This window comes from Flavobacterium degerlachei, assembly GCF_900106645.1.
In the GTDB taxonomy this organism is placed as follows: Bacteria; Bacteroidota; Bacteroidia; order Flavobacteriales; family Flavobacteriaceae; genus Flavobacterium; species Flavobacterium degerlachei.
This window is the reverse complement of record NZ_FNMV01000019.1, coordinates 1-17623: the sequence shown is the minus strand read 5'-3', so window position 1 is coordinate 17623 and position 17623 is coordinate 1. Positions and strand designations below refer to the sequence as shown.

General features: G+C 34.3%; 15 protein-coding genes. 8 read left to right on the top strand and 7 right to left on the bottom strand.

The features are described 5' to 3' along the window. Positions 1-116: 116 nt before the first annotated feature. The 4 genes from BLV91_RS15720 (at position 117) to BLV91_RS15705 (ending at position 2436) form a co-directional block, all read left to right on the top strand. Entirely contained in the window at positions 117-692 is a 576-nt protein-coding gene (locus BLV91_RS15720; protein WP_394331844.1) for a MarC family protein, read from the top strand. A 123-nt stretch (positions 693-815) separates the two neighbouring features. Then, complete coding sequence (locus tag BLV91_RS15715) at positions 816-1019, top strand: hypothetical protein (protein ID WP_091435002.1); 204 nt, start codon at positions 816-818, stop codon at positions 1017-1019. Between the two features lie 2 nt (positions 1020-1021). Beyond that, the gene (locus tag BLV91_RS15710; protein ID WP_091435000.1) at positions 1022-1627 is read left to right on the top strand and encodes an FAD-dependent oxidoreductase; all 606 of its coding nucleotides are present in this window, start codon (positions 1022-1024) and stop codon (positions 1625-1627) included. Positions 1628-1686: 59 nt separating this feature from the next. Next, entirely contained in the window at positions 1687-2436 is a 750-nt protein-coding gene (locus tag BLV91_RS15705) for a lysophospholipid acyltransferase family protein (protein ID WP_091434998.1), read from the top strand. A gap of 17 nt (positions 2437-2453) precedes the next feature. On the opposite strand, the gene BLV91_RS15700 is transcribed toward BLV91_RS15705, so the two are convergent. Genes BLV91_RS15700 through BLV91_RS15690 form a run of 3 tightly spaced genes read right to left on the bottom strand, consistent with a single transcriptional unit; the run spans position 2454 to position 5059 of the window. Further along, the gene (locus BLV91_RS15700) at positions 2454-4031 is read right to left on the bottom strand and encodes a S41 family peptidase (RefSeq protein WP_091434997.1); all 1578 of its coding nucleotides are present in this window, start codon (positions 4029-4031) and stop codon (positions 2454-2456) included. Further along, positions 4032-4463 (bottom strand): deoxycytidylate deaminase, encoded by a 432-nt coding sequence (locus BLV91_RS15695; protein ID WP_091434995.1) that lies wholly within the window; start codon positions 4461-4463, stop codon positions 4032-4034. It lies immediately after the preceding gene. A 2-nt stretch (positions 4464-4465) separates the two neighbouring features. Beyond that, complete coding sequence (locus tag BLV91_RS15690) at positions 4466-5059, bottom strand: HupE/UreJ family protein (protein ID WP_091434993.1); 594 nt, start codon at positions 5057-5059, stop codon at positions 4466-4468. A 185-nt stretch (positions 5060-5244) separates the two neighbouring features. Here BLV91_RS15690 and BLV91_RS15685 point away from each other — a divergent pair, with 185 nt between their 5' ends. Beyond that, positions 5245-5673, top strand: a complete 429-nt coding sequence (locus tag BLV91_RS15685) for a tellurite resistance TerB family protein (protein WP_091435087.1) — start codon at positions 5245-5247, stop codon at positions 5671-5673. Between the two features lie 47 nt (positions 5674-5720). Here the strand turns inward: BLV91_RS15685 and fbp are convergent, their stop codons facing one another. Then, on the bottom strand, positions 5721-6740 hold the full coding sequence (fbp, locus tag BLV91_RS15680) for a class 1 fructose-bisphosphatase (protein ID WP_091434991.1): 1020 nt from the start codon (positions 6738-6740) through the stop codon (positions 5721-5723). 168 nt (positions 6741-6908) lie between these two features. On the opposite strand from fbp, the gene BLV91_RS15675 reads away from it, so the two are divergent. From BLV91_RS15675 to BLV91_RS15665, 3 genes are all read left to right on the top strand, one after another. Then, positions 6909-7388 (top strand): GNAT family N-acetyltransferase, encoded by a 480-nt coding sequence (locus BLV91_RS15675; protein WP_091434990.1) that lies wholly within the window; start codon positions 6909-6911, stop codon positions 7386-7388. Positions 7389-7415: 27 nt separating this feature from the next. Continuing rightward, complete coding sequence (locus tag BLV91_RS15670) at positions 7416-8675, top strand: aspartate kinase (protein ID WP_091434988.1); 1260 nt, start codon at positions 7416-7418, stop codon at positions 8673-8675. Between the two features lie 83 nt (positions 8676-8758). Beyond that, positions 8759-12190 (top strand): hypothetical protein, encoded by a 3432-nt coding sequence (locus BLV91_RS15665; RefSeq protein WP_091434986.1) that lies wholly within the window; start codon positions 8759-8761, stop codon positions 12188-12190. 64 nt (positions 12191-12254) lie between these two features. On the opposite strand, the gene BLV91_RS15660 is transcribed toward BLV91_RS15665, so the two are convergent. The 3 genes from BLV91_RS15660 to BLV91_RS15650 all read right to left on the bottom strand — a co-directional run. Further along, the gene (locus BLV91_RS15660) at positions 12255-14195 is read right to left on the bottom strand and encodes an OmpA family protein (protein WP_091434985.1); all 1941 of its coding nucleotides are present in this window, start codon (positions 14193-14195) and stop codon (positions 12255-12257) included. A 9-nt stretch (positions 14196-14204) separates the two neighbouring features. Further along, positions 14205-15131, bottom strand: a complete 927-nt coding sequence (locus BLV91_RS15655; protein WP_091434983.1) for a PorP/SprF family type IX secretion system membrane protein — start codon at positions 15129-15131, stop codon at positions 14205-14207. A gap of 32 nt (positions 15132-15163) precedes the next feature. Further along, positions 15164-17623: T9SS type B sorting domain-containing protein (locus tag BLV91_RS15650; protein WP_139262358.1), on the bottom strand; the 2460-nt coding region annotated here is incomplete at its 5' end.

Here is a 17623-nt window from a genome sequence, read left to right as displayed (position 1 = left end):
TTTAAAAAAAAGAATGTGATAAAACCGCCACTTAGAATACTTAATAAAGTGGTGATTACACAAAAAACTCATCTAATCTTATACCTTTGCAAAAAATTAAAAATTAAAAAATGATAATGGACGTTGATTTAAGAGAGATTGCTACAGTTGGAATGGTACTTTTTGCCGTAATTGATATTTTAGGAAGCATTCCTATTATTATTGATTTGCGCACAAAAGTAGGACACATTCAGTCTGAAAAAGCCACTATCGTAGCCATGATCATAATGATTATGTTTCTTTTTGTTGGAGAGGAATTGTTAAACATAATTGGAATTGACGTCAACTCTTTTGCCGTAGCCGGTGCTTTTGTTTTATTCTTTCTAGCTTTAGAAATGATTTTAGGTATTCGTTTATATAAAGAGGAGGAATCTGAGACAGCTTCTATTGTCCCAATCGCCTTTCCTTTAATTGCTGGCGCAGGAACAATGACTACTTTGCTATCTTTAAAGTCACAATACCATACCGTCAACATAATTATTGCCATCTTCCTTAATATGGCTTTAGTGTACCTTGTTTTAAAATCATCTTCAAAAATCGAAAAAATGCTTGGATCTTCAGGTTTAGGAATTATCAGAAAGGTTTTTGGAGTAATATTGCTAGCAATTGCTGTTAAATTATTTGCAGCTAATGTTAAAGGTTTGTTTGTCTAACTATTTTTTTTATAAATTTACCCCCTAATGTAGCCTGTAAAAATAATCTGGTTTTTCTGGAAATGCATTCAATTTAAATCGTTTCCAGCACTCATTTTTTAAATACAGCGAAAAAAAAATCTTATGAAAATATTCACCAACATCTTAGTATTTCTGGCATTGGCGCTTATTATCTTCAACATCACCTTATTAGACTTCAAACACCCATTTCAAGGAGATAGCATAGTTGCTTTTATTGGAATTGCAGCATCATTCTGCGCAGTGTTAATCCTGTTGATTTTTAGAATGTCTAAAAAAATCGAAGAAAAGATGAACGACAAACTATAATTATGTTTGATGTATTAGTTATCGGAGGAGGCGTTTCTGGAATGTCTTGTGCACTTGTTCTTGGTTCAGCAAAAAATAAACCTTTTGTCACTGACAAAAAAATTGGAATATTCACACATCAAAAGGCTTCATCGCTTCAAGATGCTCTTTTTAATAATGCTTACGGAATTGCTCCAGGAACCTTAGGCTCTACTTTACTACAAGAAAGCACAGCGCATTTATCAAGCACTTATCCTCACATAAACCAAATACCAAACGAAAAAGTCTTCAAAATTGAAGGGGATTATCCCGAATTCACAGTAACCACAAACAAAAACACCTATAAAAGCAAAATTGTAGTTATTGGTATTGGGTCAGCAAATACATTTGCTATTGACGGCTTAATGCAATATGTAGAACCACACAAAAAAGCGCTACCAGAAAAACAACGAATTCAATTACAAAACATCGACCACAAAGTAGCCGATGGGATTTATGCGATTGGAACTTTAGCTGGCTGGAGAAGTCAACTGGCTATCGCAGCTGGAAGCGGAGCGGCTGTTGCTACAGATATCCTTACTTTATGGAATGGTGGCATACCAACTCATGCACACGACAGCATCAGATAAGCAGAAATTAGCATATTAGAAAAATAATGTTAGATTTACGTTTTCTATAAAGCCAATCTATGTTTTCATTTCTTCTAGGCCTCGCCAGACTTCTGGTTTTCATCATTTACGTTTCCTTTTTTTCTCTAAGCTTCTATATATTAAGTCTATTTTGGAGTAAAAAAACCACAAAGCGAAACGCACTTTTATTACGTGATTTTATAATTAAAATAACCAACTTCATTTTAGGAATCCGCACAACTGTATATGGCGAATTACCAATAGTTCAAGGATTAATCGTAGCCAATCATCGTTCTTACTTTGATCCAATAGTTATTGTAGGACATATTCATGCTTTCCCTGTAGGTAAAAAAGAAGTGGAATCTTGGCCGCTGATTGGCTACATCTGTAAAATATCGGGAGTGATTTTTGTTGAAAGAGAATGTCCGGAAAGCCGACAAAAAACATGCGAAAACATAAAAGAAGTCATCAATAATGGCAACTCTGTAATTAATTTTCCAGAAGGCACAACTCACATTTTACCTACAACGGTAGACTTTAATTATGGCTCCTTTAAAACTGCCGCCCAAATAAAAGCAGCAATACTACCCGTCGCTATTGATTATAAAGTAAAGTCAGATGCTTTCATAAATGACGATACGTTTATTCCACACTTTTTAAAATGTTTTGGAAAACTCACCACCGAAATAAAAATCACTTACTTCCCACCACTTTACTCTGAAGATCCAGAATATTTATTAAAAACCTCTAAAGAGATGATAGACAAGGAACTTATTCGATATAGAAAAGACTGGGATAAGGAAAAATAAAAAAACTACTGCGTCATTTACTTTTTAGCTTTCAAGACTGCTTTAACCATTGCATCTTCCTTTAGAACAATTTCATAATAACTTATTTCTCCATACAACTGTCGGGCAAATTCAGCCATGAGATAGCGCTTTACAATTGCCTTACTATCTGTTAAATTTATATCTAAACCGTTTTGATATAGTTTTTTCTGAAATTGATTAAAATACAAATTACTAGCATTCATTTTAGAAACAAAATCCACATATGAAAGTCCTTTAAAAATACTTCTATCACGATCTAACTGCTCAAATACAAAGTTACCCACGATTCCAGATTGCATTAAATAAACAACATTTATATCACCGTGTTCTAATTCAATTGGTATAAAAACATCTGGAACAATTCCTCCTCCGCCATATACAATCTTTCCCTTTGGCGTTTTGAATTTCAAGCTATCAACTACCTTTATACTGTCTTTCTCATACAACTCCCCTTTTTCAAAACGAGATTCTGATTCTTTAAAATATTCTTCATTCCCCTTAGAATATGGTTTTTGAATGGATCGCCCAGTGGGAGTATAATACCTAGCAACGGTCAACCGCACAGCAGAACCATCATTAAAATCCATTTCGCGCTGCACTAAGCCTTTCCCAAAAGAACGACGACCTACAATAGTTCCCCTATCATTATCCTGAATAGCACCCGCTAAAATTTCGCTGGCAGAAGCACTATTTTCATTGATTAGCACAAATACGTTTCCACTCTCGAACTCCCCTTTTTTAGTAGCATAGGTTTTTTTGACATTGCCTTTTTTATTTTTGGTAAAAACAATTAACTGCTTGTCTTTTAATAATTCATCAGCAATTTCAATGGCTTCATCCATATAACCACCGCCATTATCTCTAAGATCAATAACCAATGTTTTTGCCCCCTCTTTTTTCAATTTGGCTAGACCTATCTTAAACTCTTCAAAAGTTGTCTCAGCAAATCGATTGATTTTAATATAACCTGTATTTTGATTGAGGAGTACCGCAACATCAACACTTTTCAAAGGAATGACATCCCTTTTAATTTTTACTTTTAATTTCTTTTGCTCTGATTTTCTGTATATTGTCAGCTCGACTACGGAACCTTGTTCTCCTTTTAAACTAGAAAACAAACTGTCACTGGGTAGTTTACGGCCAAATAGCTTTGTCTTTCCAGCATATAAAATTCGGTCACCCGCTTTAATTCCCGCTTTTGCCGAAGGGCCATTTTCAACTGGTTTTATAATCGCTAGAGAATCTTTGTACATATAAAAGTTAACTCCTATTCCCACAAAATCGCCTTTCATATTTTCAGCAACTTGTGCCTGCTCACTTGGAGGCATATAAACAGAATGTGGATCAAGTTGTCCTAATATATTATCGACCGTTATATCAACGATAGAATCGGTATTCACATCATCGACATATTCATTGTCGATAAAATCAATAAGTTTATTGAGTTTTGTTTTTGAAGTGCTAGTTGCTGAAAAATAATTTTCGTTAGAGGAATTCAAAAGCCCGCCTAACGCAAACCCAAGAGCAAGAGTTGCGCCAAGAAGTATAGGAAGATATGTAATTTTTGTTTTCATTTATTCCTCTAATGCTGGGATATGCTCAACCACTACCCCCGCTTTTATTAAAAACTGAATCCCTGAATCATCACGGTATCCATTATGATACACCACTCTTTTAATTCCGGATTGGTGTATTAATTTACTGCATTCTTTGCATGGCGAAAGCGTTATATATAAAGTAGCTCCCTCACAAGACTGAGTAGATCTAGCCACTTTTAGTATCGCATTTGCTTCAGCATGTAAAACATCCCAACGTGTCAATCCTTCTTCATCTTCACAGCAATTTTCAAAACCGGAAGGCGTTCCGTTATAACCATCAGAAATTATCATTCGGTCGCGAACGATTATCGCGCCCACTTGTTTTCGCTTGCAATACGACAAAAGTCCCCATTCTGTAGCAATTCTAAGATACGCTTTATCGTATTTATTCAACTTTTTTGTCTCCATTTTTATCTTATCCAAATTTCATTTCCAATTATCATTGGCAATACCACTCCTATTACGAATGCCGAAAACACTAATGCCCAATCTCTTCTTGAGAATCTAAAAACGGTTTGTACAATATACGACAAAATTAAAACAATAAAAACTACAACAATTTGTGCAGCTTCAATTCCTAATGCAAATTCAGACAAAGGCAATATTTTAGATACGGCATCTCCGCCAAGAATCGATTTAAAGTAGTTTGAAAAACCCAATCCATGTATGATACCAAAAAATAAAGTCACGAAAAATATCAAATTCAGGCCTTCTTTTTTACTAGATCTTCCCGCCGTAAAAAGATTATAAAATGCTGTTATCAAAATAGTTATAGGAATCAACAGTTCCACCACACTCACTTTGATCGTAATAATCTCAAAAACAGAAAGCATTAAGGCCATTGTATGACCAATGGTAAAGAGCGATACTAAAAGTACTAATCTCTTCCAGTCCTTGAAAGTAAACGGAATAGCTAATGCGATTAAGAACAGAACATGATCATAAGAATTGATATCTAAAACATGCTTTAATCCTATTTGAAAATATATCCAAAACTGCGACATAGGTTAAATAATTAAATTGATAAAGGGGCTGTAAACTTACGATTAATTTTGAAAATGACTGAATCGAACGTTCAAATCCTTAGTTAAATTTTACTAAAAATCACAGTTTGCAAAGAAAAATTAAAAAGAAAATTAATATTTTAAAAATTGAATTATCTTTGTCCAATATAAATAAAAAATTAACTATGTCATTTTCAGATTTATTTGATAGCGAATTCAAACAAAGAAATAAAGGTCACTTTTCTTCCATTGTAAGATTAGCATTAGCAGACGGGATTTTTGCCCCGGAAGAAAAAGAATTTTTAGACAAATTAGCGATTCGACTAGAAATTTCTCAAGCAGAATATGCCGAAATTCTAGAAAACCCTTCAAAATACCCAATCAACCCTCCTTACTTGTATGCGCAACGATTAGAACGTTTGTATGATTTAGCTCGAATAGTGAATGTTGACCATATATTAGGAGACAATCAAGAAGTAATGTTGAAAAAACTTAGTTTAGGTATTGGATTTACACCTGAAAATGTAGATTTTATTGTTGCCACTGCACTATCACTGGTAGACAATAAAGCAGACTTAGACGACTTCCTTACAGAAATGCAAAAACACGAATAATTAAAGTATATAAAAAACGCCCTAATTTAATTAGGGCGTTTTTACTTTTAGTACTTGCTTAATTTTGCATCGTGCATAAACTCTTCTGCTTTTTCAACCATGTTATAGCTTCCACAGAAAAACGGAACACGTTCGTGTAATTCGGTTGGTTCAATTTCCATTATTCTTCCAAAACCATCAGATGCTTTTCCTCCAGCCTGCTCTACAATAAATGCCATTGGATTACATTCATATAACAGTCGTAGTTTTCCTTTTGGTGCTTTAGAACTGGTTGGATATATATAAATCCCACCTTTTATCATATTTCTATGAATATCTGAAACCAGACTTCCTATGTAACGAGATGTATATGGTCTATCTCCCTCTTCTGATTGGCAATACTTAATATAATTTTTAACGCCTTGAGGAAAGTGAACATAATTCCCCTCATTAATAGAATAAATATTTCCGTCTTCGGAAAACCTCATGTTTGGATGCGATAAATAAAAGGTTCCAATTGCTGGATTTAATGTAAACCCGTTTACTCCATGACCAGTTGTATAAACAATCATTGTCGATGTACCATAGATTACATATCCTGCAGCAACTTGATTTGTTCCTGGTTGCAAGAAATCTTCTATTGTTACTGGACTTCCTATTGGAGTTATTCTTCTATAAACAGAAAAAATAGTTCCCACAGAAACGTTTACGTCAATATTAGATGAACCGTCCAATGGATCCATTAAAACCACATATTTGTTGTTATGGCTATTATCGCTTCCTTCGACAGTTATAAATTCGTCATTTTCTTCAGAAGCAATTCCACATACAATTTCACGGTTTATTAAAGTTTGAATAAAAACCTCATTTGCATAAACATCCAATTTTTGTTGGTCTTCCCCCTGAATGTTTTGTTCACCTGCTGCTCCCACTATATCCACTAGTCCAGCTTTGTTCACTTTATAATTAACAACTTTGGCTGCTAATCGGATTGAATTGATGATTCGGGATAATTCGCCCGACGAATATTGAAAGGCATTTTGGTTTTCAATGATAAATTCCCCTAAGGTCTTGTTGCGTTCTTCCATTACGACATCGTTGTAGTTAGTTTAAGGTCACAAATATCGCTTATTTTGTGAAAATGAATTGAATAAAATTTACTTAGTTTGTCAGTATTGTATATTTGCTGATAAAACAGCTAAATTAGGAGTCCAAAAAGCTTATTTTAAGCATTTAAACCTTTAAAATTAGATAATATGAAAATTCGAATAGGAACAGCAGAAGACATGGGTGCCGTTTTGGGGCTGATTCAAGAACTGGCAGATTATGAAAAAGAGCCAGATGCGGTTTTAATAACGGTTGATGATTTAGTTCGAGATGGCTTTGGTACTAATCCATTATTTCATGTTTTTGTTGCAGAACAAGATTCAGAAATTGTAGGAATTGCATTGTACTATTACCGATATTCTACTTGGAAAGGAAAAATAATCCACTTAGAAGATTTAGTAGTTAAAGAAAAGATGCGAGGCACAGGATTAGGATATGCTTTGTATTCTGAAATCATCAAACAAGGTAAGAAAGACAATGTACGCAGAATTGACTGGCACGTTCTTGACTGGAATACACCCGCCATTGAATTTTATGAAAAATCAGGAGCAAAAGTACTTAAAGACTGGTATCTGGCACAAATGGACGAGGAAGGAATTAATTATTTTGTCGATAATAGATTGAAATAGAGTTACAAATTATTTGTTTAAAAAAATATGAGAGTATTCAAATTTGGAGGAGCATCAGTAAAAGATGCCGAAGGGATCAGAAACGTTTATGACGTTTTACAAAAAGTAGGTTTTGAGGATGTACTGTTAGTAGTTTCCGCTATGGGAAAGACAACAAATGCCCTAGAGGTGGTCATAAAAGACTATTTTGACAAATCATCAGCATTGCAATCATCTGTTCAGGAAGTCAAAAAGTACCATAACCAAATCTTATTGGATCTTTTCGACAACGACAAAAATGAAGTTTTCGTCGCGGTGAAATCCCATTTTTCAGATTTAGAATATTTTTTAGCACACAATAAATCACCAAATTATGATTTTGTTTATGATCAAATAGTGAGTTTTGGAGAATTAATCTCTACAACTATATTGAGCCATTTCATGAATTTTATGGGTATCCAAACGAATTGCCTTGATGTTCGTAATTTCATCAAAACAAATTCAAACTATAGAGATGCAGAAGTGGATTGGGATTTAACTCATAAAAACATCTCAAAAAATGTAAAGAGAAAAATTCTGAACGTTACTCAAGGATTCTTGGGTTCTGATGAAAATAATTTCACAACAACATTAGGTCGTGAAGGCTCTGATTATACTGCTGCGATTTTTGCTTATTGCCTGAATGCAGAAAGTGTGACTATCTGGAAAGATGTACCTGGAGTCATGAATGCTGACCCTAGATATTTTGAAAATGCGAGCTTGCTAAACCAAATTTCTTATCGTGAAGCGATAGAATTAGCTTTTTATGGTGCAACGGTTATACATCCAAAAACATTACAGCCTTTACAAAAAAAGGAGATTCCATTGTATGTAAAATCTTTTATAAACCCTTTGCTAAAAGGAACAAGTGTTTCTAAAGGAGTTGCATTAGAGCCTTTTTTACCTTGCTTTATCGTTAAAAGAAACCAATTGTTAATTTCTCTTTCATCAATTGACTTCTCTTTCATTATGGAAGAAAACATAAGCGAAATCTTTGCTTTGTTTCACCAATTTAAGCTTAAAGTAAACTTGATTCAGAATACTGCCATTAGTTTTTCAGTATGTGTAGAGGATAAATTTGATAATTTTAAAACTTTGAATACCATATTGTCAAAAAAATTCAAAGTTGACTTTAGCGAAAATGTGACTTTATATACCATTAGACATTTTGATGACATGGCCACGCAAACAGTTGAACAAGGTAAAAAAGTGATTTTAAAACAAGTGAGCACGGAAACTATGCAAATTGTAACCAGTGACGAAAAATAATAAAACTTTAATCGTTATTACGTTACAAACGCCCACAATAATATAGAATACACTACTTTTGAGACATAGACGTTATTTTCTTTATGTTAAAAAAAGTATTGCTATTCGTGATGATTATTTATTTTTCTGGGTTACAAGCCCAGGAAAATAAATCATTATACAAAATAAAAAAAATCCCTGTTTCTAAGGACAGTATTCATCTTGAAAGTGAAAGTCTCAATTCGAGTTTTTTCAAGTTGCTTGACGCCAAAGACAATACTATTGACCCCGCTCACTATAATGTTGACTTTCAAAATGGGACATTATTCCTAAACGAAAGTTTTCTCATAACCTCAGATTCTTTAACGGTACAGTATTTAAAATATCCCGATTTTTTAACGAAAAAGTACCAAACTTACGACCCCAGCCGAATCGTCAGCAATGACATCAATGAAGAAAAACTTTATAGAGTTGATGCTAACCCAACACAAAAAAACATTCCATTTGATGGACTAAGCACTTCGGGAAGCATTACACGTGGCGTTACTATTGGAAACAACCAAAACACGGTTTTAAACTCCAATCTGGACTTACAAATCACCGGTAAATTATCCGAAAAAGTGAGTTTGCGTGCCTCTTTGCAAGACAGTAACATTCCACTTCAGGATGGAGGATATTCCCAAAAACTAGATCAGTTTGATAATGTCTTTATGGAACTTTACAGCGACAAATGGAATCTTCGCGCAGGCGATGTATTTCTTGAAAATCATAAAACTCAATTTTTAAATTTCAATAAAAAAGTACAGGGAATTTCAGCCAATTTCACTTTTGGAACTGATAAAAACAAAACCAATGTCTTTGCATCTGCGGCTTTGGTAAAAGGCCAATACGCCAAGAGCAATTTTACAGGAATCGAAGGTAGTCAGGGACCCTATAAGCTAAAAGGCACAAACGGAGAATTGTATGTCTTAGTGATTTCAGGATCTGAACGCGTCTATGTAAATGGCCTTCTTTTAAAAAGAGGAGAAAACAACGACTATACAATTGACTACAATGCTGGGGAAATTACATTTACTCCCTTGTTTACGATAACTTCAGAAATGCGAATTGCAATAGAATACCAATACTCTGATAGAAATTACACTCGATTTGTAACTTATGCTGGAGTAACGCATGAAAATGAGAAATGGAGTTTTGGTAGTTATTTATATTCTGAAAATGATATTAAAAACCAACCGCTGCAACAAAATCTTACTGAAGAACAAGCGCAAATATTAGTTGCAGCGGGAGATAATCCAGAATTGATGGTGGCGCCTTCCGCATATGTTGATTCCTATTCTGACAACAAAGTGCTGTATAAAAAAACAATAATTAACGCTGTTGAAGTTTTTGAATATTCAAATGACTCACAGCAAGAATTGTTCAATGTTCGGTTCAATTCAGTTGGTGCTAAAAAAGGAAATTACGTTTTGACGAATGCTTCGGCAATTACTCGGATATATGAATATGTTGCTCCTATTAATGCGATTCCTCAAGGAGATTACGAACCAATTATTCAATTGGTATCACCTACAAAAATTCAAGTCGCCACATTTTTGGGAAATTACAGACCTTCAGAAAAATCAGCAGTTGATTTTGAAATAGCTGTCAGTAATAATGATAAAAATCTTTTTTCGAATAGTGACGACTCCGACAACCAAGGTTTAAGCGGAAAACTAAATATAAAACAGCGCCTATTTTCATCAAAATGGAATGTCGATGCCTTTGCTAATTACCAATTTACCCAAAAAGAATTTAGCTCAATTGAACGCTTTTATACCATTGAATTTAACAGAGACTGGAATTTGGCGACAACAGCAACGGGGAACCAAAGTTTATTAGTATCAGGGCTTAACTTTAATTTGAACAACGGAATTGATTTCGCAAATAAAGGATTGATTACCTATCAATTTGAAAAATTGGCATTTTCAGACAGTTTTTCGGGAAACAGGCATATTTTAAATGGCCAATATAGTACTCAAAACTGGCTGTTTAAAAACCAAGGAAGCTACTTAAAAAGTGATGGAACAGTGACTTCATCAAAATTCATTCGGAATGAATCTCAAATCCGATATCATTTTGATAAAAACTGGATTGGCACAAGCCAGCGCCTTGAAGACAATCAAGAAAAAAATAAATCTACAAACCAATTTTCTGATTTGAGTCAACGATTTTCAGAATTTGGATTTTTCACAGGCCGTGGCGATAGCACAAAAGTATTTGTCGAATTAGGTTTTTTGAAAAGAAACAATGACAGCATCCAAAATGGTTTATTACAAAGGGTAAACAGTTCACAAACCTATTTTTTAAAATCGAAATTAATACAAACGAACAAAAGCGACTTGTCCGTTTATGCTAATTATAGGGTGCTAGATTTTGCTGATTCTTCAAAAAAGAAGGAACCTTCCCTAAATTCAAGAATCGTCTATAACGATCGATTTTTTAATCAATTAATTCAAGGGACTAGCGCATACGAAACTAATTCCGGAACATTGGCGCAACAGGAATTTACTTATTTAGAAGTTGCTGCCGGACAAGGAGTTTACACTTGGAATGATTATAACAATAATGGAATTCAAGAACTACAAGAATTTGAAGTGGCTCCGTTTATCGATCAGGCTACATTCATTAGAATCTACTTACCCAATCGGGTTTATATAAAAACCCATCAAACTAAATTCTCTCAATCTCTGATTTTAAATCCGAATCAATGGCAAAATGAAACTGGATTTAAAAAAGTAGCATCGTTCTTTTATAATCAGGCCTCTTTTATCATTGATAGAAAAACTAAAAACGAAGGGAACAATTTCGAACTAAATCCATTCTCTTCTTCAAAGGAGAATATATTGGGCTTGAGCTCGAGTTTCAGAAACAGTTTGTTTTACAATCGAGGAAAGCAAAACCATTCGGTTACCTATTCCTATTTGGAAAACAAAACAAAAAACTTACTTTCTATAGGTTCGCAAGAATCAGACAATAATTCTCATCAAATCCAGTATTCCCATTTGTTAAAGAAAAGTTGGTTGTTTGGTTTCTTTGCCAAAACTATTCAAACATCAATCGTATCTGAAAACTTTCCTGAACAAAACTACACGATAAAAGGCTACCAATTAGCACCAAAAATTAGCTACTTATTTTCTAAAAACACAAGTTGGGATCTATTTTACGAACTGCAAAATAAGGATAATAGAATAGGTGATTTCGAAACCTTATTACAAAGTCGTTTCGGAACTTCATTCTCTTATGCTGGCGAAAACAAGTTAACCATGAATGGAGAAGTTTCTTTTTACCAAAACAAATTTGATGGTAATCAATATTCTTCCGTTGGATTCCAAATGTTAGAAGGCCTGCAAACAGGCCAAAACATGACATGGAGATTCCTAGTTCAGAAGAACATCACCCAATTTCTTGACATTAATCTAAATTATCAGGGGCGCAAAAGTGAATCCAGTCAAGCCATACATACTGGAAACATACAATTAAGAGCTTATTTTTAAGTCAAAAAAGCTAATTGTGTGATTACTCAAACAATTAGCTTTTTACATATTTTCATACTACTACTTAGTCAACTGAAATAATTATAAACTCACTTCGTCTATTTAGCTGATGTTCCGCTTCAGTACATTGAACTCCATCACCACAATTATTTACAAGTCGAGACTCACCATATCCTTTAGCAGTTAACCTACTTGCATTTACACCATTTTTAATCAACCAATCTCTAGTTGATTTTGCTCTTCGGTCAGATAAAGCTTCGTTATATTTTGCTGTTTGACGGCTATCAGTATGAGAACGTATATCTATTTTAATTTTAGGAAAATCATTCATTACTGCAACTATTTTTTCTAGTTCAAAAGCAGCATCTTCTCTTATAAATGATTTATCTAAATCAAAATATATAATTGGAATATCTAAAACTTTGGCGAGATCAGTACCTACCGTTATTGGCTTCATTCTCGTTTCTAATTCAAGAGATAAATGACTTTCTCCATTTACATTTTCAATAGAAATAGTACCCTCTTTAGTTTCATAATTAGATTTCTCTGCACGTACATAATACGTACTTCCACATTCTACTTCAAAACTATACTCTCCATTTTCATTAGTTTTACTTTCTTTTAGAAATTGGTATTTTTCGTCAAATAAACTCATTTTAGTTTCTTCAAGAACATCACCAGATTCCTTATCAGTAATTGTCCCCTTTAAGATTTGCTCACAAATTATTTCCTTTATTTCAGAAAATTTGTAAATATCATCGTATCCTTTCCCTCCATCTCTATTAGAGGTGAAAAATCCACTACGGGTTTTGCTATTGATTAAGAAAGCAAAATCATCATTAGGTCCATTAACCGGCGAACCTACATTCTTCACTTCATTAAAACTCTCGTTATTTTCAATTTTGGCAACATAAATATCTAATCCTCCTAGTCCGGGACGACCGTCAGTGGCAAAATACAACTCATTGTCATCACTAATAAAAGGGAAAGTTTCTCTTCCTTCGGTATTGATTTTTGTCCCTAAATTAATAGGAGCTGAATAGGTTCCATTAGCATTAATAGCAACTTTAAACAAATCAGATTGACCAAAAGTTCCTGGCATATCTGAGGCAAAATATAAAGTTCTATCATCACTACTAAGTGCAGGATGAGCAACGCTGTACTGATTACTATTGAACGGCAGTTCAGTAACATCCGTCCATTCTCCATCTTTTAATGTCGCTTTATATATTTTTAGCAAAACTGTTCTGTTACTGTTTTTTCCTTTTTTACCGTCTAAAAAATTATTTCTGGTAAAATACATTGTAGAGCCATCTTTTGTAAAAACTGGTGTAGACTCATGAAACTTTGAATTAATTCTGTTTCCAAAACGTTTTGGCTCTTCTAACTTACCGTCCGGTTTTATTTCTGAGCTATACAAATTAGTAAAAGACTGATTTGTCCATTTAAAAACTTTTTTAGAACGCTCGACTGTATCTCGTGCCGAAGCAAAAACCAATTTATTACCAGAAAAAGAGCTTCCATAATCTGAAAATTCAGAATTTATTCCTGCGTCTTGGACATTAAATCGACCCGAATTTTCTTTAATCTCTTCTAAATAATCTTTGTGCTTTTCGTATAATTTAGCCCTTAAATCATTTCCTGATTTCTTATTAAACTGATCTAATATTTCGTCTGCTTTAGTATATTCTCCTATAGATTTAAGAGTTTGCGAATATCTATAAAGATATTCTGGCTCTTGATTTTTATTCATCAAAAAAAGTTCAGCATACCATTTGGCCGCCTTATCTAATTCTGCATTGAAATAGTAAGCATTACCTAATTTTTGAAACATTTTTTCGTCTTTGTACCCTTTTTCAGCCACTTTTTCATAGGTAGCTATCGCATCAATATAAGCATACTGTTCGTATTGTTTATCGGCTTGAGCTATTTTGACTTTTTGGGCATTTCCCGTAAAACTTAGAAGGCTTACAAGAGTAATGTATACGTAGGATTTAATTTTCATAATAATTAATTAAAAGAATCTTGGGGATACTATTCTATCGTAGTTTTTAAACAATTCATATCTTAAAAATATTTCATGTGAACCCGAATTATAATTAGCTAGTTTAGTCGTTTCTAAGTCATAACCATAACCAATAAACCAAGAGTCATTAGCTTGAAAACCCACCATAGCACTTACTGACGCACTCCAACGGTACGCAACACCAGCTACAAATTTTTCATTTATCAAAAAATTTCCAGACAAATCAACTTGTAAAGGAGAACCTTGAACTACTTTAGTCAGCATGGATGGTTTGAACTTCACATTTCCATTTAAGTCAAACACATGGCCTGCCATTAAATAATAATGTATTTTTTCTCTCGCAATGTAAGTACTCGATCCTACACCAGCATACCTGTCAAAATGATTAGTTTCCAATAAATTTGGAGCTGACAAACCTACATATGTATAATCGGAATGAAAATACAAACCTACACCTATATTTGGAGAAAACTTATTGTCTATGTTGGTTTCAAAACTATAGTCATTCAAATCATATCTATTAAGCCTAGTAAAATCTACATTCAGTAGGTTAGCTGTCGCTTTTAATCCAAAAGAAAGTTTAAAATCTTTTGATGTATTAATACTATAGGACAAGTCAACTGCAATGTTATTCTCATCAGAAGGTCCAATCTTATCATTTACGATAGAAACTCCAATACCTATATTACTGTCATTTATAGGTGTATGAATTGATGCTGCATTTGTAGTTGGCGCTCCATCAAGACCCACCCATTGGCTACGGTGCAAAATAAAGACATTCAGTGACTCTCTTGATCCAGCATACGCTGGGTTAATATTAATTGTGTTATACATATATTGGGTAAACTGAGCATCTTGCTGTGCATAGATACATCCCGATAATAGCATTAAAACTAATAATAATTTTGTTTTCATCATTTTATATTTTAAACCCTGAGGGAATAGTTTTATCTGTTTATATATAAATATCCTGCTTTTTCATGCCCTTTTGCTTCGTTGTCTTTATATTTCAAAATATAATAATACGTTCCTGTTGGCAATCCTTCTGATTGGTTTACGGTAACACGCCCTTCGGAGATACCTTTGAATGATTTGTCCGAGTTATTGTAACCGTCTCTTTCAAATACTAAAACACCCCAACGATTGTATATTTCAACTCTATTTTCAGAATAACATTCTAATCCGTCTATTCTGAAGAAATCATTATTTCCGTCACCATTAGGAGAAACTGCATTATAAACTTCAATAACACAATTTACAGCTGGTAAAACAATTGGCTCTTCATTAAGTACCATTTCAACTTGGGTATCATCTTTAACAACTGTTCCATTTAAAGTCGAACCAGTAACACTTGCTTTATTAGTAACCAAACCTAATTGTATATCTAATAAAGTAACAGCATAAGTTGCAGAATATGCGGTACTATTTGTCTCTCCAACTTCTAACTTAAGGATTGGACTACCTGTTAAAACTAAGCCAGACAAATTATCTGTTACTGTAACATTTGAAAGCGGCATATTTCCAGTATTGGTAATAAGGAAACTATATGTTATTGTCTCTCCTACTTGAGCAAAACCGTCATTGTTACGATCATTGAAAACAGCAGTCTTTACAATCGAAATACTTGGTGAATCTGGTTGAACAGCAATTACTGTTACTGTTACCGTTGCTGTATCACAATTGTTTGGATTCAACACTTCACAGATCGTATAATCTACCGTATAAGTTCCTGCTGGCGTGTTAGCTGCTACAGTTACCGTTCCGTTTGGATTTACTGTTAATGGTCCATTTGGTGTAGAAGTTAATACTACATCTGATGGATTAACTGGAACTCCGTTTAAAGTATCATTTGTAAATACAGATGGTATCGTTCCTCCCGTTGTTCCATTGATCGGCCCTGCAACATCATTTACTGCATCTATTAGTGCTGCAACTACTGTTACTGTTACCGTTGCTGTTGAACAGTTGTCTGCATTTAATACTTCGCAGATCGTATAATCTACTGTGTATTCTCCTGCTTTTGTGTTCTCTGCTACAGTTACGGTTCCGTCTGTGTTTACTGTTAATGGTCCGTTTGGAGTAGAAGTGATTTTTACATCTGATGGAGTTACTTTAACGCCATTCAATAAATCATTATCCAATACATTGATTCCTGCATCTCCGCCAACTATTCCGTTGATTGGCCCTGCAACATCATTTACTGCATCTATTAGCGCTGCAACTACTGTTACTGTTACCGTTGCTGTATCGCAATTGTTTGGATTCAACACTTCACAGATTGTATAATCTACCGTATAAGTTCCTGCTGGCGTGTTAGCTGCTACAGTTACCGTTCCGTTTGGATTTACTTTTAATGGTCCGTTTGGTGTAGAAGTTAATACTACATCTGATGGATTAACTGGAACTCCGTTTAAAGTATCATTTGTAAATACAGATGGTATCGTTCCTCCCGTTGTTCCATTGATCGGCCCTGCAACATCATTTACTGCATCTATTGGTGCTGCAACTACTGTTACCGTTACTGTCGCTGTTGAACAGTTGTCTGCATTTAATACTTCGCAGATCGTATAATCTACTGTGTATTCTCCTGCTTTTGTGTTTGGCGCTACCGTTACGGTTCCGTCTGTGTTTACTGTTAATGGTCCGTTTGGAGTAGAAGTGATTTTTACATCTGATGGAGTTACTTTAACGCCATTCAATAAATCATTATCCAATACATTGATTCCTGCATCTCCGCCAACTATTCCGTTGATTGGTCCTGCAACATCATTTACTGCTTTGATTGGTGCTGCAACTACTGTTACCGTTACTGTCGCTGTTGAACAGTTGTCGGCATTTAATACTTCGCAGATTGTATAATCTACTGTGTATTCTCCTGCTTTTGTGTTCTCTGCTACCGTTACGGTTCCGTCTGTGTTTACCGTTAATGGTCCGTTTGGAGTAGAAGTGATTTTTACATCTGATGGAGTTACTTTAACGCCATTCAATAAATCATTATCCAATACATTGATTCCTGCATCTCCTCCAACTATTCCGTTGATTGGTCCTGCAACATCATTTACTGCTTTGATTGCTGCTGCAACTACTGTTACCGTTACTGTCGCTGTTGAACAGTTGTCGGCATTTAATACTTCGCAGATTGTATAATCTACTGTGTATTCTCCTGCTTTTGTGTTTTCTGCTACCGTTACGGTTCCGTCTGTGTTTACCGTTAATGGTCCGTTTGGAGTAGAAGTGATTTTTACATCTGATGGAGTTACTTTAACGCCATTCAATAAATCATTATCCAATACATTGATTCCTGCATCTCCGCCAACTATTCCGTTGATTGGTCCTGCAACATCATTTACTGCTTTGATTGGTGCTGCAACTACTGTTACCGTTACTGTCGCTGTTGAACAGTTGTC